This is a genomic window from Micromonospora inyonensis (assembly GCF_900091415.1).
In the GTDB taxonomy this organism is placed as follows: Bacteria; Actinomycetota; Actinomycetes; order Mycobacteriales; family Micromonosporaceae; genus Micromonospora; species Micromonospora inyonensis.
The window spans coordinates 2,283,352-2,305,826 of sequence record NZ_FMHU01000002.1; the positions used below are offsets into that span (position 1 = coordinate 2,283,352).

At 71.7% G+C, this 22,475-nt stretch carries 23 protein-coding genes and 2 pseudogenes; 7 read left to right on the plus strand and 18 right to left on the minus strand.

Going from position 1 to position 22,475, the window contains the following annotated elements; all coding sequences use genetic code 11:
* Positions 1–61: 61 nt before the first annotated feature.
* Both GA0074694_RS24520 and GA0074694_RS24525 read right to left on the minus strand, forming a co-directional pair.
* The gene (locus tag GA0074694_RS24520) at positions 62–1,615 is read right to left on the minus strand and encodes a ricin-type beta-trefoil lectin domain protein (protein ID WP_091462363.1); all 1,554 of its coding nucleotides are present in this window, start codon (positions 1,613–1,615) and stop codon (positions 62–64) included.
* A gap of 96 nt (positions 1,616–1,711) precedes the next feature.
* Positions 1,712–3,301, minus strand: coding sequence for a glycoside hydrolase family 64 protein (locus tag GA0074694_RS24525; RefSeq protein ID WP_091462365.1), 1,590 nt, complete (start codon positions 3,299–3,301; stop codon positions 1,712–1,714).
* Between the two features lie 390 nt (positions 3,302–3,691).
* On the opposite strand from GA0074694_RS24525, the gene GA0074694_RS24535 reads away from it, so the two are divergent.
* Positions 3,692–5,269 (plus strand): Na+/H+ antiporter, encoded by a 1,578-nt coding sequence (locus GA0074694_RS24535; protein WP_091462370.1) that lies wholly within the window; start codon positions 3,692–3,694, stop codon positions 5,267–5,269.
* A 37-nt stretch (positions 5,270–5,306) separates the two neighbouring features.
* Here the strand turns inward: GA0074694_RS24535 and GA0074694_RS34355 are convergent.
* The 3 genes and pseudogenes from GA0074694_RS34355 to GA0074694_RS33260 form a co-directional block, all read right to left on the minus strand.
* A pseudogene (locus tag GA0074694_RS34355) lies at positions 5,307–6,064 on the minus strand (CE1 family esterase); the annotation flags it as partial.
* A 24-nt stretch (positions 6,065–6,088) separates the two neighbouring features.
* Positions 6,089–6,556, minus strand: a pseudogene (locus tag GA0074694_RS34360) (RICIN domain-containing protein); the annotation flags it as partial.
* Between the two features lie 28 nt (positions 6,557–6,584).
* Positions 6,585–6,776 (minus strand): cellulose binding domain-containing protein, encoded by a 192-nt coding sequence (locus GA0074694_RS33260; protein ID WP_342670943.1) that lies wholly within the window; start codon positions 6,774–6,776, stop codon positions 6,585–6,587.
* Positions 6,777–6,990: 214 nt separating this feature from the next.
* Here GA0074694_RS33260 and GA0074694_RS24550 point away from each other — a divergent pair, with 214 nt between their 5' ends.
* The 3 genes from GA0074694_RS24550 to GA0074694_RS24560 are packed head-to-tail and all read left to right on the plus strand — an operon-like array spanning position 6,991 to position 9,286.
* Complete coding sequence (locus GA0074694_RS24550) at positions 6,991–8,007, plus strand: PaaX family transcriptional regulator (protein WP_091462372.1); 1,017 nt, start codon at positions 6,991–6,993, stop codon at positions 8,005–8,007.
* Positions 8,008–8,060: 53 nt separating this feature from the next.
* Entirely contained in the window at positions 8,061–8,894 is an 834-nt protein-coding gene (locus tag GA0074694_RS33265) for a hypothetical protein (protein ID WP_245714887.1), read from the plus strand.
* Positions 8,891–9,286, plus strand: coding sequence for a hypothetical protein (locus tag GA0074694_RS24560; protein WP_091462374.1), 396 nt, complete (start codon positions 8,891–8,893; stop codon positions 9,284–9,286). The genes GA0074694_RS33265 and GA0074694_RS24560 overlap by 4 nt, the downstream gene beginning before the upstream one ends.
* Positions 9,287–9,327: 41 nt before the next feature.
* Here the strand turns inward: GA0074694_RS24560 and GA0074694_RS24565 are convergent, their stop codons facing one another.
* From GA0074694_RS24565 to GA0074694_RS24575, 3 genes are read right to left on the minus strand one after another with little or no spacing between them, the layout of a single operon-like run.
* The gene (locus tag GA0074694_RS24565) at positions 9,328–9,612 is read right to left on the minus strand and encodes a PIN domain-containing protein (protein ID WP_176738101.1); all 285 of its coding nucleotides are present in this window, start codon (positions 9,610–9,612) and stop codon (positions 9,328–9,330) included.
* On the minus strand, positions 9,609–9,977 hold the full coding sequence (locus tag GA0074694_RS24570; protein WP_091462376.1) for a Scr1 family TA system antitoxin-like transcriptional regulator: 369 nt from the start codon (positions 9,975–9,977) through the stop codon (positions 9,609–9,611). Before GA0074694_RS24570 ends, GA0074694_RS24565 begins: the two co-directional genes overlap by 4 nt.
* A 43-nt stretch (positions 9,978–10,020) precedes the next feature.
* Positions 10,021–10,257 carry a hypothetical protein gene (locus tag GA0074694_RS24575; protein ID WP_091462379.1) on the minus strand — a complete coding sequence of 79 codons (237 nt, stop codon included), beginning with the start codon at positions 10,255–10,257 and terminating at the stop codon, positions 10,021–10,023.
* Between the two features lie 138 nt (positions 10,258–10,395).
* Between GA0074694_RS24575 and GA0074694_RS24580 the strand changes: the two genes are divergently transcribed.
* The gene (locus GA0074694_RS24580; RefSeq protein WP_176738102.1) at positions 10,396–10,596 is read left to right on the plus strand and encodes a helix-turn-helix transcriptional regulator; all 201 of its coding nucleotides are present in this window, start codon (positions 10,396–10,398) and stop codon (positions 10,594–10,596) included.
* Between the two features lie 46 nt (positions 10,597–10,642).
* Positions 10,643–10,837 (plus strand): GntR family transcriptional regulator, encoded by a 195-nt coding sequence (locus tag GA0074694_RS34365; RefSeq protein ID WP_425413669.1) that lies wholly within the window; start codon positions 10,643–10,645, stop codon positions 10,835–10,837.
* A gap of 266 nt (positions 10,838–11,103) precedes the next feature.
* On the opposite strand, the gene GA0074694_RS24590 is transcribed toward GA0074694_RS34365, so the two are convergent.
* From GA0074694_RS24590 to GA0074694_RS24605, 4 genes are all read right to left on the minus strand, one after another.
* Entirely contained in the window at positions 11,104–12,975 is a 1,872-nt protein-coding gene (locus GA0074694_RS24590) for an FHA domain-containing protein (protein ID WP_218105800.1), read from the minus strand.
* Between the two features lie 507 nt (positions 12,976–13,482).
* Positions 13,483–13,746, minus strand: a complete 264-nt coding sequence (locus GA0074694_RS24595; protein ID WP_176738103.1) for an FAD-dependent oxidoreductase — start codon at positions 13,744–13,746, stop codon at positions 13,483–13,485.
* Between the two features lie 44 nt (positions 13,747–13,790).
* Positions 13,791–14,645: an alpha/beta hydrolase gene (locus GA0074694_RS24600; protein WP_091462386.1), complete on the minus strand. Its 855-nt coding sequence runs from the start codon at positions 14,643–14,645 to the stop codon at positions 13,791–13,793.
* The gene (locus tag GA0074694_RS24605) at positions 14,642–15,046 is read right to left on the minus strand and encodes an amidohydrolase family protein (RefSeq protein ID WP_218105801.1); all 405 of its coding nucleotides are present in this window, start codon (positions 15,044–15,046) and stop codon (positions 14,642–14,644) included. Before GA0074694_RS24605 ends, GA0074694_RS24600 begins: the two co-directional genes overlap by 4 nt.
* A gap of 87 nt (positions 15,047–15,133) precedes the next feature.
* Here GA0074694_RS24605 and GA0074694_RS24610 point away from each other — a divergent pair, with 87 nt between their 5' ends.
* Complete coding sequence (locus tag GA0074694_RS24610) at positions 15,134–15,736, plus strand: TetR/AcrR family transcriptional regulator (protein ID WP_218105802.1); 603 nt, start codon at positions 15,134–15,136, stop codon at positions 15,734–15,736.
* Positions 15,737–15,751: 15 nt separating this feature from the next.
* Here GA0074694_RS24610 and GA0074694_RS31965 read toward each other — a convergent pair whose 3' ends face one another.
* From GA0074694_RS31965 to GA0074694_RS24640, 6 genes are read right to left on the minus strand one after another with little or no spacing between them, the layout of a single operon-like run.
* On the minus strand, positions 15,752–16,315 hold the full coding sequence (locus GA0074694_RS31965; RefSeq protein ID WP_176738104.1) for an NAD-dependent epimerase/dehydratase family protein: 564 nt from the start codon (positions 16,313–16,315) through the stop codon (positions 15,752–15,754).
* 8 nt (positions 16,316–16,323) lie between these two features.
* On the minus strand, positions 16,324–19,062 hold the full coding sequence (locus GA0074694_RS24620; protein WP_091462393.1) for a type I polyketide synthase: 2,739 nt from the start codon (positions 19,060–19,062) through the stop codon (positions 16,324–16,326).
* Positions 19,059–19,577, minus strand: coding sequence for a phosphopantetheine-binding protein (locus tag GA0074694_RS24625; protein ID WP_091462395.1), 519 nt, complete (start codon positions 19,575–19,577; stop codon positions 19,059–19,061). The genes GA0074694_RS24620 and GA0074694_RS24625 overlap by 4 nt, the downstream gene beginning before the upstream one ends.
* The gene (locus tag GA0074694_RS24630) at positions 19,574–20,290 is read right to left on the minus strand and encodes a glycosyltransferase family protein (RefSeq protein WP_091462397.1); all 717 of its coding nucleotides are present in this window, start codon (positions 20,288–20,290) and stop codon (positions 19,574–19,576) included. Before GA0074694_RS24630 ends, GA0074694_RS24625 begins: the two co-directional genes overlap by 4 nt.
* Positions 20,280–21,581, minus strand: a complete 1,302-nt coding sequence (locus GA0074694_RS24635; protein WP_091462399.1) for a DegT/DnrJ/EryC1/StrS family aminotransferase — start codon at positions 21,579–21,581, stop codon at positions 20,280–20,282. The genes GA0074694_RS24630 and GA0074694_RS24635 overlap by 11 nt, the downstream gene beginning before the upstream one ends.
* The gene (locus GA0074694_RS24640; RefSeq protein ID WP_176738105.1) at positions 21,578–22,405 is read right to left on the minus strand and encodes a TauD/TfdA family dioxygenase; all 828 of its coding nucleotides are present in this window, start codon (positions 22,403–22,405) and stop codon (positions 21,578–21,580) included. Before GA0074694_RS24640 ends, GA0074694_RS24635 begins: the two co-directional genes overlap by 4 nt.
* Positions 22,406–22,475: the final 70 nt, after the last annotated feature.

Genomic DNA, 22,475 nt, shown 5'->3' on the forward strand with positions numbered 1-22,475 from the left:
GCTTGTGAACGGCCCGGCCGGTCCACGGCCGACAGGTGACCCGGTGCGGGCCCAGCGACGGTCAGCCGGTGCGCCACTTCTGGTTGGCGGTGCCGGCGCACTCCCAGAGCTGCAACCGCGCGCCGTCGCCGCTGTTCCAGTCCTTGATGTCCACACACTTGTTGGCCTGCGGGTTCACCAGGTCGCCGGCGCCGGAGAGGACGAACTGCTGGGCCGGGTTGCCGCTGCAGTGGGCGATCTGGATGACCGCGCCGTTCTCCCGGGAGCCCCAGGCGACGTCCATGCACTTGTTGTTCTGGGTACGCAACGTGCCGCCGGTGAGGGTCCAGCTCTGCGCCAACGTGCCGTTGCAGTTCCAGGTCTGGAGCGGTACGCCGTCGGAGAAATTGGAACTGGGCACGTCGATGCACTTGTTGTTCCAGTTGCTGATGATCCGGGTGCCCGGTCCCCCACCGCCGGTGGTGACCAGCGACAGACCGTAGACGCCGAGGATCTCGTTGACCGGCTGGAACCACGTCGTCCCGCCGGTCGTGCAGTTGCCCGAGCCGCCGGACGTGACGCCCTGCGCCTGGTTACCGGCGAGCCACGCGCCGCCGGAGTCGCCACCCTCGGCGCAGGCGTTGCTGCGGTGCAGCCCCGACACCGCGCCCTGCGGATAGTTGACCGTCTCGTTGCGGCCGAGCAGCGTGCCACAGCGCCAGCCGGTCGTCCGGCCGGCACGGCACACCCCACTGCCGATCACGGCCTCCGTGGAGCCGGCGACCGACACGCTGCCACCGGCGTAGTTGTTGACCCACGGCCGGGGCGTCCAGCTGCTGTTGGTGCGGACCCAGCCATAGTCGTTGCCCGGGAACGACGAACCGGCGAAGGTGCCCTGGGACACGTTGTTGTAACCGAGGGTGGGGCTTCCGGTGCCGCCGCAGTGGCCGGCGGTCACGAAGCCACCCGCGACGGCGAAGCCCACCGAGCAGAGCGTGTTGCCGTTGATCACGTACTGGTCGCCACCGCGGATGTCGTACAGCGGGCGGGGCGCCTCCGGTTCGACGACGTAACGGACGAGGTCGGCGGCCACCCCGCTGCGCGCCACGAAGGCACGGGCCGACGCCGTGGCTCCGGGGGCCACCGTCACCACGAGACTGTTGTCGGTGACGTCGGTGTACCAGCCCCGTACCGCGCTGGTCGGGCGGTGGCCGGCGGCATACCTGTCGAGGGCGGTCTGGGCGGCGGTGAGCGCGGCCAGGCTTCGGGGGACGAGTCGGGGTTCCGCCCCTTCCGCCCGGACGGTGTCCATGACGGAGTCGTCGGTGACCCCCACCGTGAGCCGGTTCCCGGCGGCCAGCCAGGAGCCGGCGTACCGCCCGTCCAGCGCGGTGCGCAGCCGTTGGTCGATCCGGGCGGCGGCGGCCTCGATCCGCAACCGGTCGGCGAGCTGCCGGTCGGTCAGGCCGAGGTCCCGGCGCATCGCCTCGGCCATGCCGGGCGGCAGGTTGGCCACGTCGGCCGGGGCGGCCCCGGCCCGACCGGTCGGTTCCGGTTCGGCGGGGGACGCGGCGGCGGGCCCGACCAGCCCGACGGCCGCCAGGCCGGCCGCGAGCAGGGCGACGAATGGTTTCATCGATGTCCTTTCGAGCAGGGGTTCGGAGGTGTCCGGCGGCGGGTCGCCACCCGCCGCCGGCAGGAGTGGATCGGGGGGTCGGGCACGGACGGTGGATCAGCCGGTGCGCCACTTCTGGTTGGCCGTGCCGGCGCAGTCCCACAGCTGCAACCGCGCACCGTCGCCGCTGTTCCAGTCCTTGATGTCCACGCACCTGTTGGCACGAAGGTTGACCAGGTCACCGGCGGCGGTGAGGGTGAACTGCTGCGCGCCGGTGCCGTTGCAGGTGTAGAGCTGGATGACCGCGCCGTTGCCGGTCGCGCCGCCGTCGACGTCCATGCACTTGTTGTTCTGGCTACGCACCGCCCCGCCGCTGAACGTCCACTTCTGGGCGTTGGTGCCGTTGCAGGTCCACATCTGTAGCTGCGCGCGGTCGACGAAGTTCGAGCTGGGCACGTCGATGCACTTGTTGTTCCAGTTGCTCACCAGCGGCACGCCGGTGGGCGGCGTGCCGCCGCCCCCGCCGAACGGGCCGAGGACCAGGCCGGCGGCGCGCGGGTCGCCGTCGTGCACCAGGGACTCGAAGCCGCCGACGTCGTCGAAGGCGAACGCGTACGCCTTGCCGTCGACCATGTTGGCGTGGATCAGCCGGGCGTACTGGTTGGTGGGGTTGCTGCGGTAGAACTCGGCCGGGTTGAGGCTGGGCTGGGTGTCGATGGTGCCGAGGGTTCCCCGGTTGAGAGCCGCGCAGAGCGTCCGGGCGATCGGGCCGACGACCTGGTCGTTGGGGGCGTGCAGCTGGCCGTCGCAGCCCCAGACGCTGGCCGACGAGGGCCGCTGGAAGGAGGCGACCACCTGGCCGGCGCCGTTGGTGAAGGTCATCGTGCTGCCGGAGGTCCGCCCGTGGTAGCGGATGGTCGGCTGGTCGGCGAAGGGCACCACGGTCAACGTCTTCGTGGTGTAGGCGTTCCACGCCGCCGCGATATACGAGTCCAGGTAGGTGTGGCTGAACAGGCCGGCACCCGCGGCCCTGCCCGGGGCCAGGACCCGCAACACGGTGCCGTCCGACCGGGTGTACACGGAGTTCCCCCAGCCGGCCTGCGCCCGGATTCCGTCGATGACGGCGGCGCGGCCACCCGCGACGACGTCACCGGTCCGCTTGGTGACGCCGTTGGCGCCGGTGACGGTGACCGCGTGCGGCACGGCGAACATGTCCACCTGGGAGCTGTTCAACCAGAGCCCGGCGTCGTTGTAGGTGAACTCGCTCCAGTCGAACAGGATGTCCCGGTTCGCGTCGCCGGCCGCCCAGGGGGCGGGTTGCACCAGGCCGTCCGGGGTGAGAAAGAACTTCAGCTTCTCGCCGAAGGAGAAGTAGACCCGCCCGGAGAAGCCGCGGGGGAACTGGATGGTGGTACGGCCCCCGTTGCCGGGGCCCGGGATCGAGGCGTCCGGCGCCGGGGACGGGGGGATCTGGCCGCCGGTCCACGGTACGAACGTGCCGCCCGCGGTGACGTAGCCGAGCCGGCCGCTGGAGAGCTGGGTGCCGATGACGTACAGGTGCACCGCCTCACCCCGGCCGGTGCTGTTGGTGACCGTGACGGGCAGTAGCGCGGGCCCGACCGCCTGCGCGGGCGTCGCGTAGATGGTCGCCGCCACGGTGACGAGGAGGGCGGAGACGATGGCGAACAGGTGTCGTCGAACGCTCATAGGACCACCTCAGACGTGGGAGACGATTGAGAGAGCGCTCTCACAGGCTGCGATTGGAAACAAAGTTTGTCAATACTTAACATCGGGTCAGCATTCCTCGGACGGGGCCCCGTCCTCGTCGACGCAGCCGAAGGGCCTTCTGGTGACGGGCGATCATCGCCGCCGGACCGCGCAGCCCCGGTTCGACCGCGCCGAGGGTGGTCAGGGCCGGCGCGGCCACCGCGCCGTCGTCCGGCGGTACGCCGGCCCCGACGTGCGGAAACGCCGTCCGCCGTTTTCCGGCGCGACGACGGACCCGCGTCGGACACTGGGAGGGTCCGGCGGCCCGGCCGAGGGCGACGGGCGGTACCGGCCCGTGGCGACGGCGGGGACGGCGGGCGAGGGGACGACGTGGACGGTCTCGTACTGATCGGGGTGCTCGGCGCCACCGTGCTGGTCGGGACCACCCTCGGCGGGCGGTACCGGGTAGCGCCGCCGGTGCTGCTCATCGGTATGGGCGCGCTGCTGGCCCTCGCCCCGCCCCTGTCCGACGTGGTGCTCGAACCGGACGTGGTGCTGCTGCTCTTCCTCCCCGCGATCCTCTACCGGGAAAGCCTCACCACCAGCCTGCGCGAGATCCGGACGAACCTGCCCGCCATCGCGCTCCTCGCGATCGTGCTGGTGGGGGTCACCATGGTCACGGTGTCGCTGGTCGCGCAGGCGCTCGGCGTTGACCCGGCGGCGGCCTGGGTGCTCGGGGCGGTGCTGGCGCCCACCGACGCCGCAGCCGTCGCCGGCCTGGCCAAGCGGATGCCCCGCCGTTTCCTCACCGTCCTGCGCGCGGAGAGCCTGATCAACGACGGCACCGCGCTGGTGCTGTTCTCCGTCGCGCTCGGCCTGCTCGGCGGAGGTGCCGTACCCGGCGCGTGGGAACTCGTCGGCCGGATCGGCGGGTCGTTCCTCGGCGGTGTCGCGGCGGGCCTGGCGGTCGGCGGCGTCGTCGTCCTGATCCGGCGACGCCTCGACGACCCGCTCCGGGAGGGCGCGCTCAGCGTGCTCACCCCGTTCGTCGCGTTCCTCCTGGCGGAGAAGGTGCACGCCAGTGGGGTGCTGGCCGTGGTCGTCGCGGGCCTGCTGCTCTCCTACGCCGGCCCCCGGATCGTCCGGGCCCCCTCACGGGTGATGGCCTACGCCTTCTGGGACCTCACCACGTTCCTGATCAACGGAGGGCTGTTCGTGCTGCTCGGGATGCAGATCCCCCGCGCCCTGCGGGACGAGAGCAGCACCTCGGGCGGGCAGGCCCTGGTCATCGCGCTGGTGGTGGCCGCCACGGTGGCCATGACCCGGATGGCCTGGGTGCATCTGGCCACGGGCGTCCTCCGGATCGTGGACCGCCGCCGTTCCCAGCGCGAACTGGAGGTGGGCTGGCGGGTCCGCACGGCGGCCGGGTGGGCCGGTTTCCGGGGCGCGGTCTCCCTGGCCGCGGCGCTCGCGGTGCCGCTGGCCGCCGCCACCGGCGAACCGGTCCGGCAACGCGACCTGGTCATCTTCTGCACGGTGGTAGCGATCGTCCTGATCATGCTGGTGCAGGGCACCACCCTGCCGCTGGTGGTCCGCTGGGCCGGCCTCGTCGGCGACCAGCCCCGCGCCGACGAGGTGCACCACGCCCGGCTCCGCGCCACCCGGGTCGGGCTCACCGCGCTGCCCGAGGTGGCGCGGCGGCTCGGCGCGGCGCCGGATGTCGTCGACCGGGTGCGCGCCGACTACCAGGCCCACCTCGACGACATCCGGGCCGAGCGGGAGGGCCACGTCTCCGCGCGGACCAGGGAGGTCGAGCGTCGGCTGCGGCTGGAGGTGCTCGACCTCAAGCGGCGCGAGATCACCCGACTGCGCGACACCAACACGATCGACGACACCGTGCTCCGGGAACTCCAGGCGGCGCTGGACATCGAGGAGATCCGCCTGCGGGGCCCGGATGTCCCGGACTAGGACGGCACCGCCGCCGGTCCGTCCGCCGACGTCAGGAGAACTGCGCGAAGAACCGCCAGATCTCACCCTTGGTCCAGGTCGTGACGCCACTCTCGGCGTACGTCCCGTCGACCGGGCCGGGCAGGTGCCCGTTGTCGAACGCGGCCCACTGCACCGGGTACCCGGCCCGGCAGCCGGAGTAGACGGTGGTGACGTGCGCCCGGCTGCCGGCCGCCGGCTCGGGCGGGTCTGCGGGGCACAACCGTTGTTGCGGACGAACGTGTCGCGCAGCGCGCGTCCCTGGGCGATGGTGAGCACGTTGTCCGAGATGCCGTGCAGGCCGAAGTACGCGACGGGCTGGGTGCCGCCGCTGCATCCGCTGATCTGCCCACCGGCGATGACCGCGACGGCCCGGAAGACGGTCGGCCGGGCGCAGGCGAGGGCGTAGCTCATGCCGCCGCCCCAACTGAAGCCGGTGGCGAAGCGCTGCGCCGGGTTGACGCAGAGGTCGCTCTCGATCCGCCGGAGCATGTCGTCGACGAAGGTGACGTCCTCGCCACCGGAGTTGGCCCAGCCGTTGCCGAGGCCCTGCGGCGCGACCAGGATCGCGTTGTTGCCCGACTGCTCCCACTGGCCGTAGTAGGACCAGGCCTGCCCACTCGTGCCACCAGAGTCGATCTCGTTGGCGATCCCGCCACGCCAGTGGAACGCGAAGATCAGCCGCTACCGGTGGTTGTTGTCGTAGGTGGCGGGCAGCCGCAGGATGAACGACCGGGTGGTGCCGTTGCTGGTGATGCTGTGCGTGCCGTTGCGCAGCGTCGGGGCCCTGCCACACCCGTCACCGCCCGGAGGCGGGGTGGTGGGGGGGCGGGGTGCCACGTCGACGCGGACGAGTCGCCACTGCTGGTTCGCTCCGTTGTGGTCGGTCCACTGCTGGATCGTCCCGCCGTTGGCCGTCGACCAGTTCGCCACGTCCAGGACCTTGCCCGAATGCCGCGCCCTGAGCCGGTAGTAGCCGCCCCCGGAGTCCACGAACTTCCACTGCTGGTGGGCACCGTCGTTCCGGGACCACTGCGTGAGGCGCGCGCCGTCGGTGGCCGCCTGCTCGTACACGTCCAGCGCCTTGCCGCTGTTGCGGTTCACCATCACGTACCAGGCACCGGTGTCCACCGACGCGGCGTCGGCGGGGACGGCGTTCACCGCGACCAGCGTGCCGGTCGCGACGACGACCGCCGCGACGACGGCCGGTCCGGACCGCCAGCGGCGTTCCGGGGTGCAGGCGGGAGGAGCCTCGTCCATCGTTCTCATCATCTGCTCCTTCGGGCCTCGTCCGATGTCAGGCGATCGCGCAGGGTGTGCCGTTCAGGGTGAAGGCGCTCGGCTCGGCCGAGTTGCCGGCGTGGGTGGCCTGGAAACCGAGGGTGACCGAGCCGCCGACTCCGATGGCGGCGTTGTAGGCCAGGTTCTCTGGTTCTCGTACGCACGTATTCCTACCTCTGAGGTTGGGATCGGCCGCGCGCCCTGGCACGGGTACACCCGGTTCCCCGCACTGGCACGTCCTGGCCGACGACATTGGGGTTGCCCTGACCGGCCCCACGCACGTCGAGTGACAAATAGTCTCCCCCTCGGTCCAACAAGTGTCAATTGAAATGCCTCGATGCTGCGAAGGTGCGGGCCGACCGGTGCCGGCGCCGCCGTCTACAGTCGAGGCACCCATCCCGAGCCGGCCCCGGAGCGCCCCTGTGAGCAGCCCTTTCGACATCGAGGAGATGTTCCCCGACGACGGTGACCACCCGGTGCGACTCCCCCGCCGGCAGGCCGGGAACTCGCCGCAGGGGCTCGCGGTGACGCTGCTGGCCGACTACACGCTGCGCGACCTGGCCTGGCTGCCGTCCGCGGCCATCGTCGCGTTGCTCGCCGAAGCCCGGGTGAGCCCGACCGGGGCCCGCGCCGCGATCAGCCGACTGGTCCGCCGTGGCGTGCTGGAGGGCAGCCGACAGGGCCGGCAGACCTTCTACCGGCTCAGCCGGTCCGCCGCCGCCGACCTGGCCAGCGGTGGCAGGTGGATCCTCACCGCCACCGCCGCGCCGAAGCCGTGGGACGGATGCTGGACCCTCATCGCCTTCTCGCTGCCCCAGGAGCGGGGTACCCAACGGCGGGCCCTACGTGGACAGCTCCGGTGGCTGGGCTTCGCGCCGCTGTACGACGGACTGTGGATCTCGCCGCACGACCTGAGCCCGCCGGACCAGGCCCGACTCGGCCAGGTCACCGGCACCGTCACGGTGTTCCGGGGACGGCAGGCCGGCCTCGACACCGTCACCAACCGAGATCCCCTCGGCGCCTGGGACATCGCGGCGATCGCCGGGCACTACGAGACCTTCCTCCGGCGCTGGCGGCCACTCCTGCCGCGGGTGAGATCCGGACAGGTCAGCGGCGCGGAGGCGGTGCGGGCCCGTACGGAGGTCATGGACACCTTCCGGCGCTTCCCCACCCTCGATCCGCGACTCCCGGTCGAGCTCCTTCCCCCCGGCTGGCTGCGGGAGCCGGCCCGGGAGGTGTTCGTCGCCGTCTACGACGGCCTCGCCGACGCCGCGGAGCAGCACGTCCGCGCTGTCGTGGCCCGGTTCGGCGGCAGCCCGCACACCGGCATCCGGGCCCACCTCACCACCGACGTCCTCGCCGGAACCGTGGTACCCGCCGCCGTGCCGTCGGTGTCTCCTACCCGGGTAGGAGACACCGCCTCCGACCATCGGCCGTAACCGGGGCCCGAGGTCGGGCGAAAGTGCCGGCCCGGGGCGGCAGCCTCGACGGCATGACAACCACGATGCGCCGGGCGGCACACTGGCACCGCCCGCTGATGGTCTTCTTCGACGCTCGGGAGTCGCTCGTGCGGATGGCGCTGGTCGTCCTCAGCGGCGTCGGGTACCTGCTCCTCGGTACGCCGGACAACGACACACCGGCGCAGTGGGTCCTCGCGGTGGCCGCGTTCGCCGCCGGGCTGTCGTTCCACCGTCGTCCCCTGGTCAACCTGCTGCTCCAGACCGCGCTGCTGGCGGTCACCATCCAGGTGGTCGACGACGTCACGATCAACCAGGTGGGAGCCAGACGGCAGACCGGTACGACCGGGCGACCATGCCGCTCGCCTGGGTGCTCAACGGCAGCCCGGCCGACCACGATCTGGGCTGACCGTCGAGTGGACGCGGCCCAGACCGGCCGTCGTGCACCTCGTCGAAACTGTCGAGCCGCCCCAGACATGGGACAGCTCACACCACACCCGGTAAGAGCCGCGACCAGGGCGGTATTACCCGGTAGGCTCCTCGGTATGACCGGCATGGGACCATCCGTCCGCAAGCTCTCCATCTCGGTGCCGTCGGACGTCGCCGAACGTCTGGGAGCCGAGACCAACGCCAGCGCCTACATCGTGAGCGCGGTTCGGGCCCGGATGCGCCTGGAGCAACTGGGGGCGATCCTCGCTCGGCGTGGTATGACCGTCACGGCCGAGGGGAAGGCCCGCGCCGCCGCCGCCCTGGCCGAGGCCGAGGCCGAGTGGACGCCCGAGCGCCGCGCCGAGCTGCGTGAGCGCTCGAAGCAGGGCGCGCGGGCTCTGTTCGACAGCCCCGGCGACCGACGGGCGTCGGCTGCGTGACCGATCCGAATCCGGGCGTACGGCTGATCCTTGACCGTTCCGCCCTGCTCGCGTACGCCGCCGGGAGCATGCACGCCGCCGAGCCGATACACCAGGTCGTGGAGAACCAGGCACGGGTGGGCGTACCGGTGGTGGCGGTGTCGGAGGCGCTCGCCCAGCTCGACGACCCACACGACCGGGCGGTCCTGCACGAGCTGCTCGACTCGGACGCCTGCGAGCTGCTGCCGACGGTGGCCGGAAGTTGGCAGGAGCTGGCCTACTGGCAGCGCGCCACCGGACGTTTCGATCTGGCCGCCTGCGTCCTGGCCGTGATCGAGCACGACTGCTGGATCCTGACCGCCGAACCAAAGCCGTACGGCGACGACATCCCCCTGATCGAGATCTCGTTCTGACCGCTGATCGGTCGAACCGCAACCGGCGGCAGACGGTCGGATCATGGCAGTACGGCGAGCCCTGGAAAGCCGTCGAAGTGGCGACGGTTCAAGGTCAGCAGTGGCGCTTCGTAACGGATCGCCGTGGCGCAGATCCACAGGTCATTGGTGTGCGCCGACTGACCGAGCGGGTGCCCGGCGGACTGTGCCTGCGCCTTGAGCAATCCCCACAGCCGGGCCAGTTCCTGGTGATAGGGGGCGACGACATAACGCCGGACGGCCTCCTCCGAAGCGAGGACCCGTCGGTCACCCCAGCGCGCCTTCGCGGCCCCGTAGTGCCAGCTCACCCATGGTGCAACCGCTCGGCGATCTTGCCGATGAACCGTCGGGACTCCTCTGGCCTCAGGGCGAGGGAGTCGAGGCTCGCCCACACCCGCTCGTAGGCGGCCAGTTCCGCCGGCCGGTCCAGGTAGAGCGCCCCGGTCAGCGACTCCTGGTGGACGACCGGCAGCTCCGGCACGGCCCGGCGCACGAACGGGAACTCCAGCAGCGTGAACGAGCCGCCGCCGGTCTCGATCCGCCACACCTTCTGCCGGCTGCACTGCAACGCCACCACCGCCGCGTCCAGCGTCACCCCGGCGGCGAGCCGCAGCTCCCGCAGCATCCGCCCGAGTTGCCGGCGCGGCACCGTCGACGCCCCGTCCTCCGTCATGCGCCTCCCCTTCCGCTGGTCGTCCGGTCCACCGGGCCGCTGGTCACCGCGCGTCAGGCCGCCGGTAGCGGCCCGCCCGCTGGTTGATCTCCCCCGGCGGCGTCCGTCGCGCCCCGGACCGCGCCGCCCGCCCCACGCCATCACCCGGCCCGGCCGATTCATCGGGTACGCCGTGAGCGCCCGCCCGCCGCCGACGCCGCGTCGGGGCGTCCCGCTCCTCCGGGCGCACCTGCCCGATCACGTCGAGCACGACCTGCTCCGGCCGCAAGAACCACTCCACCGCCTGGACACTTCTCTGCCTCTCTCATCGACCAACGAGAAGGTGAACAGTTGAACAGGCTCCTCGCCCAGGGAACAGCTGAACAGAGCATTCGATCAGAGAGCAGGTGTTCAGTTCGCACGCTCTTAACGTGACCTCATGGGGAAGCTTCGGCTCGTGGCGAGCCAGGAGGTGCAGGAGATGCTGGGCGTCTCCCGTACGCGCGCCTACCAGATAACCAACTCGAAGATCTTCCCCGACCCGGTCGCCGTGCTGTCGGTCGGCCGGATCTGGCGTACCGAGGACGTGGAACGCTGGATCAAGGAGCACCGCCCCGACCTCCACGACCCCGCGCAGTAGACCAATCCTCCGTAGCCATGCCCTACGCGCCCCGCTGCGGGGATCAATCCGCGATGGTCTTCGAGCCAGGATAAGGACTGACCTTCTGAAGCCGGGAGTCAAGCTGCCAAGCACGCGGATGCTTGTGGACCAGTACTCGACAGACTCCGCCCCGCTACGACGGGCCGTGAACCTGATGATCGAGACTAGCCCCTGGTACGCCTGGACCGGACGCGGACCCGTCGGCGCACCCGCCTGCTGAACCGACAGCGACCGGCCCGGCTGCCACCGCACCATCGTGGCAGCCGGGCCGGGCTGCGTACGCGCCGATCGCGGCTCCACCGAGCAACGGACCGGGCGATGGTCCGGGGCACGCCGGCTCACCGCCACCGGGCGTCGAGCCGTACGGCGTCACCCCTGGGCCTTCAGCTACGCCTGGAACGCGCCCGGCTGGCGACACGACTGCGTCACTGAGTCGGAGCGGGTGGAAGGAGCTCGCCGATCCGGCGGCCCACGTGGCCCGCCGGATCAGGCCGGTAGGGGCAGCTCCTGCCGGTAGAAGATGTCGATGTCGACCTCTTCCCCGCCGACGGTCAGCGTGTCCCAGGCTCCGCTGGCCAGCAGGGTCCGTACCGTCTCGCCCTTCAGCGTCCGCAGGTGGTCCCGGAGCACCTGGTCGTCGGGCAGGCCGCTGAGGCGGGACGACAGCCGGGCGCGGATCTCGCGCATCCGCTCCATGAGCGCCTCGATGTCGGCCTCGCGGTCCGGACCGTCCGTCGCCGGGGCACCGCTGCTCCCGGCGATCACGTCGGCGATGACGTCCTTGATGGCGCGGTTGGCACCCCGCTCGTCGGTGGTCACCATCGCGTTCCACGCCCGGCTCTTGTGCCGGTACTGGAGCATCGACACCGCCGCCTCGTGCCGGACGAAGTCGGCGTCCCGGAAGGGCCTGCCGTTCCAGCCGCTGGCCAGCGACCGGGCCAGGGAGATGGCCGACGCCAGCCCACTGTTGAGCCCACGGCCGGGCCAGAAGTGGATCGAGTTGGCGGCGTCCCCCAGCAGGAAGCCGTAGGTGCCCGGGGTGGTCGACGTCGGGGCGTACAGCCGGGCGGTGAAGCGTGGGCGCTGCACCATGTCCAGGCGGAAGGCGGTGACGGCACTCAGGTTCTCCGGCGCGACCCCGAAGAACGCCAACCCCTCCGTCACCCGCTTCCACAACGGCGAGCCCTTGATCAGGGCGGGCAGGAACAGCGTCCCGTGGGTGGAGCACTGGAAGTCGCCGTCGTCCTCCCGGGCCATCAGGCAGGGCCGGGAGGCGATGCAGTCCTTGAACTCACGACGGACCGGGTCGAGCCCGACGACCTCGGCGGCCTCGGCGTCGGTGAGGCGCATGTTCAGGAAGCCCTCGCCGCTCAGGGAGTTGAGCAGGAAGCGGTTCTGGGCCACGGTCAGCAGGACGCTCATCGCGTCCGGCAGGTCGGACTTCACCCGCAGGCCCAGGACGACGTCCTGGAGGTGCCGGCCGTCCAGGGAGTAGATCGAACTGTCGGCGACGCCGAACTTCGTGGTGAAGTGCTCGCGGGTACGAGACCGCGCACCCTCGCAGATGGCGAGCACATGCTCCTGGGCGATGATCTCGTGCTGCTCGGCGGCGTCGAACCGGGTCGGCACCAGCCGAATCCGCTCGGGCTTCTCGTTCGCCAACTCCAGGAGCCTGTCCTCGATGTAGGCGATCCGGATGTTCCGGGGGCCGTAGCCACGGATCGAGTCGGGACCCGACGGCCACATCTCCGAGTACGCGCCAGGGACGAAGAGCCGCTCCTGCACCTCCTCGGGGAGGTTGAGGTACTGGCGACTCTGGACGGTCACCACCTGCTGCCGCCGTACGTTGCCCTGCGCCTCGTTCTTCCACACGATGCGCGGGCCGTCCTGGATCCAGCGGCCGTCGTACACGGTGACGGCGACCCGGTGACCCAGCAGACGTTCGAGGAGCAGGGCCAGGCTCAGCCCGACCGGTCCGCCGCCGGAGACGGTGACCCGCAGAACGGGGCCCGGGTCGACGACCGCGGTCGGCTCGGCGGCGGGTTGGAAGAGGGTCAGGTCGGAGATCATCGTGGTCACGTCGGCCGTGACCTCGAAGCAGAACGTCTCGTCGGTGATCGTGATCAGGTCGCCGTGCTGGAGGACGTGCGAGGTCACCTTCCGGCCGTTGACCAGCGTGCCGTTGCGGCTGCCCCGGTCGTAGAGCACGTAGCCGCGCTCCTCGCGCACCACCTCGGCGTGAAAACGGGAGACGCCCTTGCTGGCGATCACCACGTCGTTGTCGCTCAGGCGACCGAAGGTGAACCGGGTGTCGCCGACCGGAATCCGCCGACCGGCAAGGGGCCCTTTACGCCCCACGATCTCAGCTACCACTCGGTCCGGGCCTTTCTGCGGGCATCGACGAGGTCACGGGCTTACGACAGAGGCCGGCTCACAGAACGTGAAGGCCATGATCCTTGCGGAAGCATGTGCACTCTAACCACCCCACCCGCACCCGGTAAGTCGGCCTACAGGCTCATTCGGATCGGGTTGCCGACAGGAAAAACCGCTTGCCGGACAAGCCGATCCGCCCGTACAGCGGACCGCCGCGCCCCCTGCCCCTCCGCCACCCGGGCATCCAGTTCACTCGTCCGCAACCTCGCCCCTGACCGGACGCAGCGCCGCCCCCTCAAGGACACCGAGACGCCGTGACCTGTGTAGGGGCCTTCAGGCGGTGGTCGCGATGCGTCCGACGCACAGAGTGCTGGTAACCACCGAACCGGTCCTGCGCCACTGCCCGGAGCTGCCGACAGTGCTGCATGGCGCGGCGTCACGACTGCTCGGCAACGTGCCGACGGAGACAGCGGCTGGCGTTGCATCCGGTCCTCACGTGCGCCCGGACACAACGCCTCGTCCGAGTTCAGGCTCAGCCATCACCGTGCCCGAGTTCGCGGTGTTTCGGATGCGCTTCCGGGAGAACGCACCCAGGTCGATCTCCAGGTTGATCAGCTCCGTCATCATCTGCCCCACGGCCGGCGCGTTCTTGAACTGGTTGTCGCTCGTTCCGATCGCGAGGTAGTAGCCCTCGGGTTCGGTGCGGTCGTAGATCGGAGTCCGATCGGCGGTGGAGAAGCTGAACCGAACGGTCACACCCGCCCCGATCACGACCACATCGGCACTGACACGTCGTGCTCTCAGAGAGCACGGCAGGTCCGGAGGTAGCTGAGGAACGAGGCCTGCAGGCCGGTCACGTGCGTTTCGCGCAGGACCGCACTGGTGACGGCTCCGCCGCGGGCGGTCAGGCGGTGCAGGAAGGTGGCCGTGTGCTTCGTGAGGTTCTGGTAGACGGCCAGGTCTCCGAGAAGCTCACGGTCGTTGACGGTGAGGTGAAGCTTGGCGGCAGGCAGGCTGTCGCCCATCTTTTCGAGCTGGGCGAAGACCTGACTGTCTTCACTGACAATGCCGGGACTGCCTGCTCCGATGCTCTCGAAGAGCGCACTTCCGGTGAGCCAGGCGTAGAGACCGAACAGGCCGCCGTAGGAGTAGCCGAAGAGGCCGTGACCGCTCACGGCCGTGCCGTAGTCGTGTTCGATCCGGGGGTGGAGTTCCGCAGTAAGGAAGCTCAGGAACGCGTCGGCGCGGGGAGCGCGTAGCTCGGCGAGATAGGCGTCGGCTTCCTCGCGTGTCATCAGGCCCCTCTGGAGTGCCATCTCCACCGCATCGACGAATTCCTTCGCGACGGGCTCGCCGGGTGGCACGAGGTCCCTGTTGCGCAGCCGTTCCCAGTGCCGGGCTTCCTCGCCCGCGTAGCCGACGCTGACCTGGATGTAGGGCTGGATCCGCTGCATGGGGTCCCGCTGGGTGACGATGAGCGGAGCCGTCATGCCCACGGCCCAGTTGCCGTCGAGCACGTACACGACAGGCGCTCGCGTCGCGGCGGGGTCGTAGCCCGGTGGCGTGGTGACCCAGACGCCGTAGTCGTGCCCTCTGCGGGAACGCGTCTCGAAATAGTCTGTGTCGGCGAGGCAGCCCTGCCACAGGGCGCTCATCGCAGGTCCTCAACCACGCGTCCGGGAGCGATGCCCCCCACCTCGCTGGACAGGCCGAGGATCTCGGCAGTGGCGTTCGTGGCCGCCACGAGAGCTTCCATCGGTGTCTCGAGTTCCGCGCGCAATCCGAGCTCCTCGCCTCGACGGTTCTGAGCCGGGCCGATGAGATCGGAAGCCAGCCCGATCCGCACTCCGGCCTCCGTGGCGACAGCGAGCACCCCGGTCATCCGCTCCCGAACCCCGGCCTCGACCGCGTTCCGGACGCCTTCGTTGTTGTGGGCGTGGACAGTCACGCAGGTGCCACGTGCCGCAGCTTCCTGAACAGCGACGACGATCCCTTCCACGGTGAACTGGGTGTCGGTCAGCCGGTCATGGGCGCCGACTGTCTGAAAACGTCCCACGAGTCGTCCCCTCCGTCGTTGCGAGCCGACTGAGACCATGTGGAAGCACCACGGCACCGCCAGTCGCTCTTTTCCAATGGATAAACTGTGGGAGTGATCCTGTCAAGCGCGGAACGCAAAGGCGACGCACGCGAGCGTCTCCTGGCCCGCCTCCTCGACACCTTCGAGGAGGCGCTTCCCTCACCGGAGATGTCGCTCCGCGAGATCGCCGCCAGGACCCAGACCAGCCACGCCCTCCTGCGGTACCACTTCGGGTCGCTCTCGGGCGTCTTGGCGGCCATGCTCAGGGCACAGCGATCTCGTGACAACGAGGCACTCTTCGAGGCCGCCCACCAAGGCAGTTTCGACGACCTCGTCGTGGCGATCTGGCGGGTCTACACTCGACCGGAGCAGTTGTCGCGTGTCCGTGGCTTCTTTCACGTCGTCGGGCTGGCCGCGTACCGCCCGGAGGACTTCCGCGAGTTCATCGACTCGCTCGACGACCTGACCAAGATGCTGGCCTCGCTGGCGGAACGCGAAGGGCTCGACGCCAGGGAAGCGCTGACTCTGGCCACCGTCACCATTGCCGCGATACGTGGTCTGCTCTTGCAGGAGGTTCTGACACCAACAGCCCACTCGGAGGACGCGGTGCCCTTGATCCTGCGCATAAGCAAGGACCGGTCCGTTCCACGGACACACCCGGGGCCTTGAGCAGGTAGCCGCCCCTCACCACCACGTGCGCCCTCTCGACGCCCGAACAGCGTCGGCACCCGCTTCACCTCTTGCCCTTGGGCCGCGCCACCCACCCCTGCCGATGGTGCCGGGCCGGACGATCAGCGCACGGTCCCGCGGATAGACCAGGTGTACGGCCTCCTCGCAGCCGACCTTGCGGGCCCCGTAGCGGCGGTGGTCGGCGGGGTCGCCCTCCTCGTCCGGTTCGCCCGGGTGGCGCGGCGAGTCCTCGTGCACCGGGACCCACTTCCAGTCCGGGTAGACCGAGACGCTGGAGACGAAGGCGTAGAACCCGGTGCCGGGGGCCAGGACCCGGGCGGTCCGCAGGACGTCCGCCGGGACCAGCCCGGACGGGTCGACCACCGCGTCGAAGGAACGCCCGTGCAGCGCGCCGAGCCCACCGTCGTGGCCCCGGTCGCCCCGGACCGCCTCCACGCCGGGGGTGTCCGGGCCGGTCCGGCCCCGGTTGAGGGTGGTCACGGCGTGGCCCCGGGCGAGGGCGTCGGCGACGATCGCGCGACCGACGAAGGAGGTGCCGCCCAGGACCAGGATCCGCATGCCGGCCATCAGCCGCCGTCGCCCGCCGCGCGTCCCTCGGCGGCCAGCGCCGCCCGCACCGAGCCCGCCAGCTCCGCCACCCCGGGGGCGGCGTACACGCTGCGCAACGGCAGGTCCAGCTCGTAGGTCTCGTTGATCCGGGCGGCCAGTTCGATCGCCAGCAGCGAGTCGCCGCCCAGGTCGAAGAAGTTGTCGTCCGGTCCGACCTCGGGCACCCCGAAGAGTTCGACGAAGAGCGCCCGCACCGTGGTCAGGATCGCCTCGTCGGGTACGGCCGGGGCGGTGGCGGCCGCTGCGGCCGTCCCGGCGTCGACCGGCACGGCGGGAGCGGTGTCCGTGGGCACGGCGGGGCGGACCCCGGTCGGGGCGGGCGCCGGTGTCGGGGCGGGCGCCGGCAGGTAGGAGCGCCGTTCGAAGGGGTAGGTCGGCAGGGACACCCGGTGGCGCCGCTCCCCCTCGTACAGCCGCCAGCGCGGGTCCAGCCCCGCCGCCCAGAGCCGGCCGAGGGTGGTGAGGACGGCGGCGTACGTCGATCCGTGTACCGGCGTCGGCAGCGTGGCCAGGACGGTGTGCCGGCGTACCGCGTCCGGGCGCGCGGCGAGCCGGTCGGTGAGGGTCGTGCCCCGCCCCACCTCGAGCAGCGTCAACGCGCGCCAGTCGAGCAGCGTGTCGAGCGCGGCGTCGACAGAGCCGGCGGCATCGGCGTGCGCCACCCAGTGACCGGCCGGGTCGACGGCCTGCCGGGTGTCCATCCAGCCACCGGTCAGGTCGGACACCCACGGCAGTGCGGGCCGGCGCGCGGGCACCCTGCGCGCGAGCGCCGCGAGCTCCTCCCGGGCGGTGGCACCGTCGGGCCGGACCCGGGCCCGCTGCGCCACCAGCGGCAGGGCCTCGTCGTGGCGGAGCACCCCGGCCACGCACGCGGCGGTGTACGCCCCGGTGCCCTCTCCGGCCACCGCGACGGGTGCCACCCCCCAGTGCCGCCAGAGCGCGGCCAGCGCGTACTGGACGACGAAGGTCACGCACGCCCCGACCGCCGGGTCGGCCCCGGCGGTGGACGGTTCCCGGCGGAGCACGGCCGCGCGCAGGTCCCCGCCGAGCCCGGCGGGGGCCGCGTGGACGCAGTCGTCGACCGCGGCCCGGAACACCGGTTCGTGCGCGTACAGCTCGTCCACCGGCGGGTGCGCCGGCTCCCGGTCGGCGAAGAGGTGCACCACGTCGCCGGCGGCCGTACCGGTCCGACCGGCGGCGGACGCCGGTCCGGGGACGGTCAGGGCCGCCGCCTGCGCGCCGGAGGCGCACACCACGAACCGGCGGTACGGATGCCCGGCGCGACTGTGCTGGAGGGGCCAGGCGGCGTCGGCGAGGTCGGCCCCGTCGCGGGTGGCCACCGCCCGGACCACCCCGGCGGCGGCGGTGTCGAGCGCCCCGGCGGTGCGGGCCGAGACGGTCAGCAGGTGCCACGGACGGCCGGTCGGCGCTTCCGCGGGCGGTGGGGCCTCCTCGACCACCACGTGGGCGTTCGTCCCGCCGATGCCCATGCCGCTGATCCCCGCCCGGCGGACCCCGGCGCGGGGCTCCCAGTCGCAGAGCGTGGTGTTCACGACGAAGGGGCTGGCGTCGAAGTCGATCTTCCGGTTCGGCTCGCGGAAGTGCAGGCTCGGCGGGATCCGCCGGTGCCGCAGGGCGAGCACGGTCTTGATGAAGCCGGCGACGCCGGCCGCCGTGTCGGCGTGACCGATGTTCGTCTTGACCGAGCCGATCCGGCAGAACCCGCGCGCGTCGGTGGCACCCCGGAACGCGTTGGTCAGCGCCTCCACCTCGATCGGGTCCCCCAGCGGGGTGCCGGTGCCGTGCGCCTCCACGTGGCTGATCGAGTCCGCGCTCACCCCGGCGACGGCCTGGGCGGCCCGGACGACCTCGGTCTGCCCGTCGACGCCGGGCGCGGTGAAACCGACCTTCGCGGCACCGTCGTTGTTGACCGCCGAGCCCCGGACGACGGCGTGGACGTGGTCACCGTCGCGCAGCGCGTCCTCCAGCCGGCGCAGCACGACCACCCCGACCCCCTCGCCGCTGACGAAGCCGCTGCCGGCCTCGTCGAAGGCGCGCACGTACCCGTCCCGGGACACCGGGCCGCCCTTGCTCCACGGCACGAGGGCGGCGGGCACGACCGCGGAGACCCCGCCGGCCAGCGCCGCCTCGCAGTCCCCGGCCAGCAGCGCCTGGGCCGCCAGGTGGATCGCCACCAGCGAGGTGGAGCATCCGGTCTGGACGGTCACCGCCGGGCCGGTCAGGGCGAGCTTGTAGGCGACCCGGGCGGTCAGCAGGTCCATGGAGTTGGCCAGCCGCACCGCCCAGTCGTCCACGGTCAGGTGCTCCCGCACGTGGCGCTCGTAGGACGACTGCGAGCTGCCGGCGTACACGCCGACCGGCCAGGGGCAACGGGCCGGGTCGTAGCCGGCGTCCTCCAGTGCCTCCCAGGCGCACTCCAGCAGCAGCCGGTGCTGCGGGTCCAGCATCGTCGCCTCACGCGGGGTGAAGCCGAAGAACGCCGCGTCGAAGCGGTCCGCCCCGTCGAGGACGCCCCGCCCCGGGGTGTACGTGTGCCCGCCGGACTGGCGTGCCGGGAAGCGGGTGATGGACTCCTCCCCACCGCTGAGGTTGCGCCAGAACTCGTCGAGGTTCGCGGCCCCCGGGAACCGCCCGGCCATGCCGACGACTGCGATCAGGGTGCTGTCAGGGTTCATGGCTGCGTTCCTGTCTCGTCCAGCGGTACGGCTTCCTGGGTTCGGTCGTCGGTGCCGCCACGACGTGCCCGGGCGCGGGTCAGGCGGTCCCGCCCGGCCACCCGGGCCTGCCCGAGGTCGGGCCGCCCGGACGCGGGCCCCTCCTCCCCGGCCAGGTGGGCGGCGATCGCCTCGACGGTGGGATAGCGGAACAGGGTGACCACCGGCAGGTCCAGCCGCAGTTCGCGGACCAGCCGCGCGTGCACCCGGAGCAGCAGCAGTGAATGCCCGCCGAGGTCGAAGAAGTTGTCGGTCCGGCCGACCCGCAGTTCCCGCCACCGGTCGGCCCGTCGTTCGAGCCGGGCCCCACCGAGGTGCATCGGATCGGGCACGTCCGGCGAGTAGACGGTGACCGCGAACTCGTCGCTGAGGGTCTCGGCCAGTTCGGCGATCCGGACGGCCAGCCCGGACGCGGCGGCCTGCGACACCGGGTAGTCCCCGGCGTCGAGGAGCAGCCGCCTGCGCGTCCCGGTCACAGGTCGTCCACCCGGTTGACGTTGTGGAACCCGTCGACCAGCACGGCCGGCGCGTCGACCAGGGCGGTGGCACCCGCACCGACCATGATCCGGGGCAGCGCGTCCCGGTGGTGGGCTGCCGCGAAGACCGTCGCCCAGGCGGCGTTGAAACCGGAGGGGTCACGTGGTTTGTCCGCCGCGTGCTCGACGCGCCGGACCGGGCCCTGGCCACGCAGTCGCAGCGCACCGTCGTTGGCGAGCCGGACCGGGTCGTCGATCAGCGCCGCGAGCACCGCGTACGGGTGCCGCTCCAGCAGGTCGTGCGCCTCGGCGAAGCGTTGGGCGAGCGCGTCGTCGGTGACGACCTGGTCCGGCAGCACGACCGCCGTCGCCCCGGCGCACAGGGGCAGGGCCGCGGTGACCGCGCCCGCCAGGTCGGGACCGTGCCGGTCGGTCTGGTGGACGAAGACGGTCTCGAGGACGTCCGCGTAGCGGGCCAGGTAGGCCACGGTGTCCGTCTTGTGTGGCCGGATCACCACCACCAGCCGCACCCGCGCCCCGCGCCGGGCCGCGAAGTCCCGGACCGGGGCCAGGGCATGATCGATGATCGACTGGTCGTGGTCGATGCGGTGCAGCTCCTTGGGGTAGGGCGCGTCGAACCGGCGGGCCGCCCCGGCGCAGGGAACGATCACCGTCAGCGTCGGCCCGGTCCGGCCCGGCCGGTCAGCGGCCATGGCCGTCGGCGTGGTCGTGGCGGAGGAAGAACGGCTCGCCGAGGTTCTCGCGCAGCGCCACCCGGCGCGCGCCCGCCTCGTCCACCCGGCCCCGGCGGACCAGGTCGAAGATCTGCACCAGGTCGGACATCGACTCGGCGCGGGCGCCCTCGAAGGTCAGCTCGGCCGACCCGAGCCGGAGCGCGGGACGGCCGTCGAAGCCGGGCAGGTCGGGGATGACATTGACCCGTACCCCGGCCGCGGCCAGGCCCGCCGCGAAGCGCATCGGGTCGGTCTCCGGGCCGGTGTCCACCCAGACCTGGTGGCAGTCGGTGATGTCGTCCGTGCCGACGACCACCTCGAAGCCGTGGGTGAGCAGTTCCGCGCCGAGCACCCGGGCGTTGTCGACCACCTGGGCCGCGTAGTCCGCGCCGAACAGCTCGAACTCGGCGGCGGCGAGGCAGAGCGAGAGGGTCTCGGCGAAGTGGTGGCTGCTGATCGTCTCGAACTGGGTCCGGGCGATCAGGTCGGCGAGTTCGGGGTCCCGGGTGAAGAGCACCCCCTTCTGCGGGCCGGGGAAGGTCTTGTCGGTGGAGCCGCCCACCGTGTCCGCGCCGACGTCCAGCGGGTTGCGGTGCGCGCCGCCCAGCACGAGCCCGAGGGTGTGGCTGACGTCGGCGTGGACGCGGGTACGCGGGCTGACCTCGCGGACGCTCCGGACGACCCCGGCCACGTCGATCTCGGCCAGGCTGTTCTGGAGGTCCAGGTAGACCAGCGCCGGCCGGTGCTCCCGCAGGACGGCCCGCAGGCGCTCGTCGTCGACCGTCCCGCCCCGCTGGCCGACGGTCACCGGCCGGCGACCGAGCCGGTGGATCACCGACGTGGTGGCGTAGTGCCCGCCGGCCGCCGGGTCGATGCTCACCACCGTGTCGCCCGGTTCGCCACCGAACGCCATCAGGACGAGGAACATCGCGCTCATGCCGGAGACCGGCCGGACGTTGACCAGGGCACCACCGGCCAGCCGGGCGAGCGTGGGTATGCCGACGGTGACCTCGACGTCGCCCACGCCCTGCCCGCCCCGGAAGTTCCACTCCTCCTCGGCGAGCCGGGCGTTGAAGAAGTACCGGTTGTAGAAGTCGTACCGCAGCGGGAGGCTCGCCAGTGGGGAGAGCCGGTTCTCGCTCGGCACCAGGTTGACGACCCGCCGGTTGACGTCGTCCTCCCTGCGCAGCCGGTCGGCGATCCCACCGAGGAGGCGGTGGCCGTCGGCCGGCGCCGCGGCCTGCTGTCCCTGCATCGTGGACCCGGTCATCGAGGGCTGGTCCCGAAGGTCGCGCGGAGCAGTTGACGGGGGTGCGCGGCGGTGTCCTCGTAGCCCTGGCGCGCGTGCGAGACCCGGTCGTTGCGGACGACGAGGCACTCGCCGGCCGCCAGCCGGACGGAAACCCGGTACCGGCCGTCGCTGCCGCTCTCCTGTCGGATGAAGGCCAGCGCCCGGGCGAGGGCGTCCTCCTCACCGGCGGGCGCGATCCAGGTGGTGGTGCTGGGGACGTCGGAGTACCGGTTGACGATGCCACCGTCGTCGGTGACGACGAAGGCCGGTCCGTCGGTGTACGCCTCGACCCCGCGCAGCGTGGACGACCGGCGCAGCACGGTGGGCCGGGTCAGCACGGCCGCCGCCGCCGGATCGGTCTCCCGGAGCGCGTGGAACACCCCGATCGCGTTGAGCAGCAGCGACTCGCCGCCCCGCACGGCGGGCCGGACGCAGTACATGATCACCACCGGTACGGCCCCGGGGCCGTCCAGGGTGCCGTCGACGTGGAACTCCTGCGCGGACCGGACCGCGAAGCCCGGATGGTCGGCGGCGTCGTTCGCGCGGATGTCGGCGTAGGGGCGGTTGAACTGCTCGGCACCGGGCAGCCGGTACAGCGCGGGGACGTAGGGGGCGCCGAGTGACCACGCCTCGGCGAGGAAGTCGATCGCATCCTGCGGTGACAGGTCGCCGGGCATCTGCGCGACGGCGAACCCGTAGGTGTCGAGCCTGTCGCCGAGTTCGTCCACCCCCCGCCCGGAGCGGGCCACCGCCACCGGGCACGCGGCTGTGGCGTCCCGGTAATCGACGAACAGCTGCTTCAACTCGCAGGGCCCTTTCTCGTTCCCGGCCGGGCCCACCCGGTCGGCATCTCGGCGTCCGTCACACGACAAC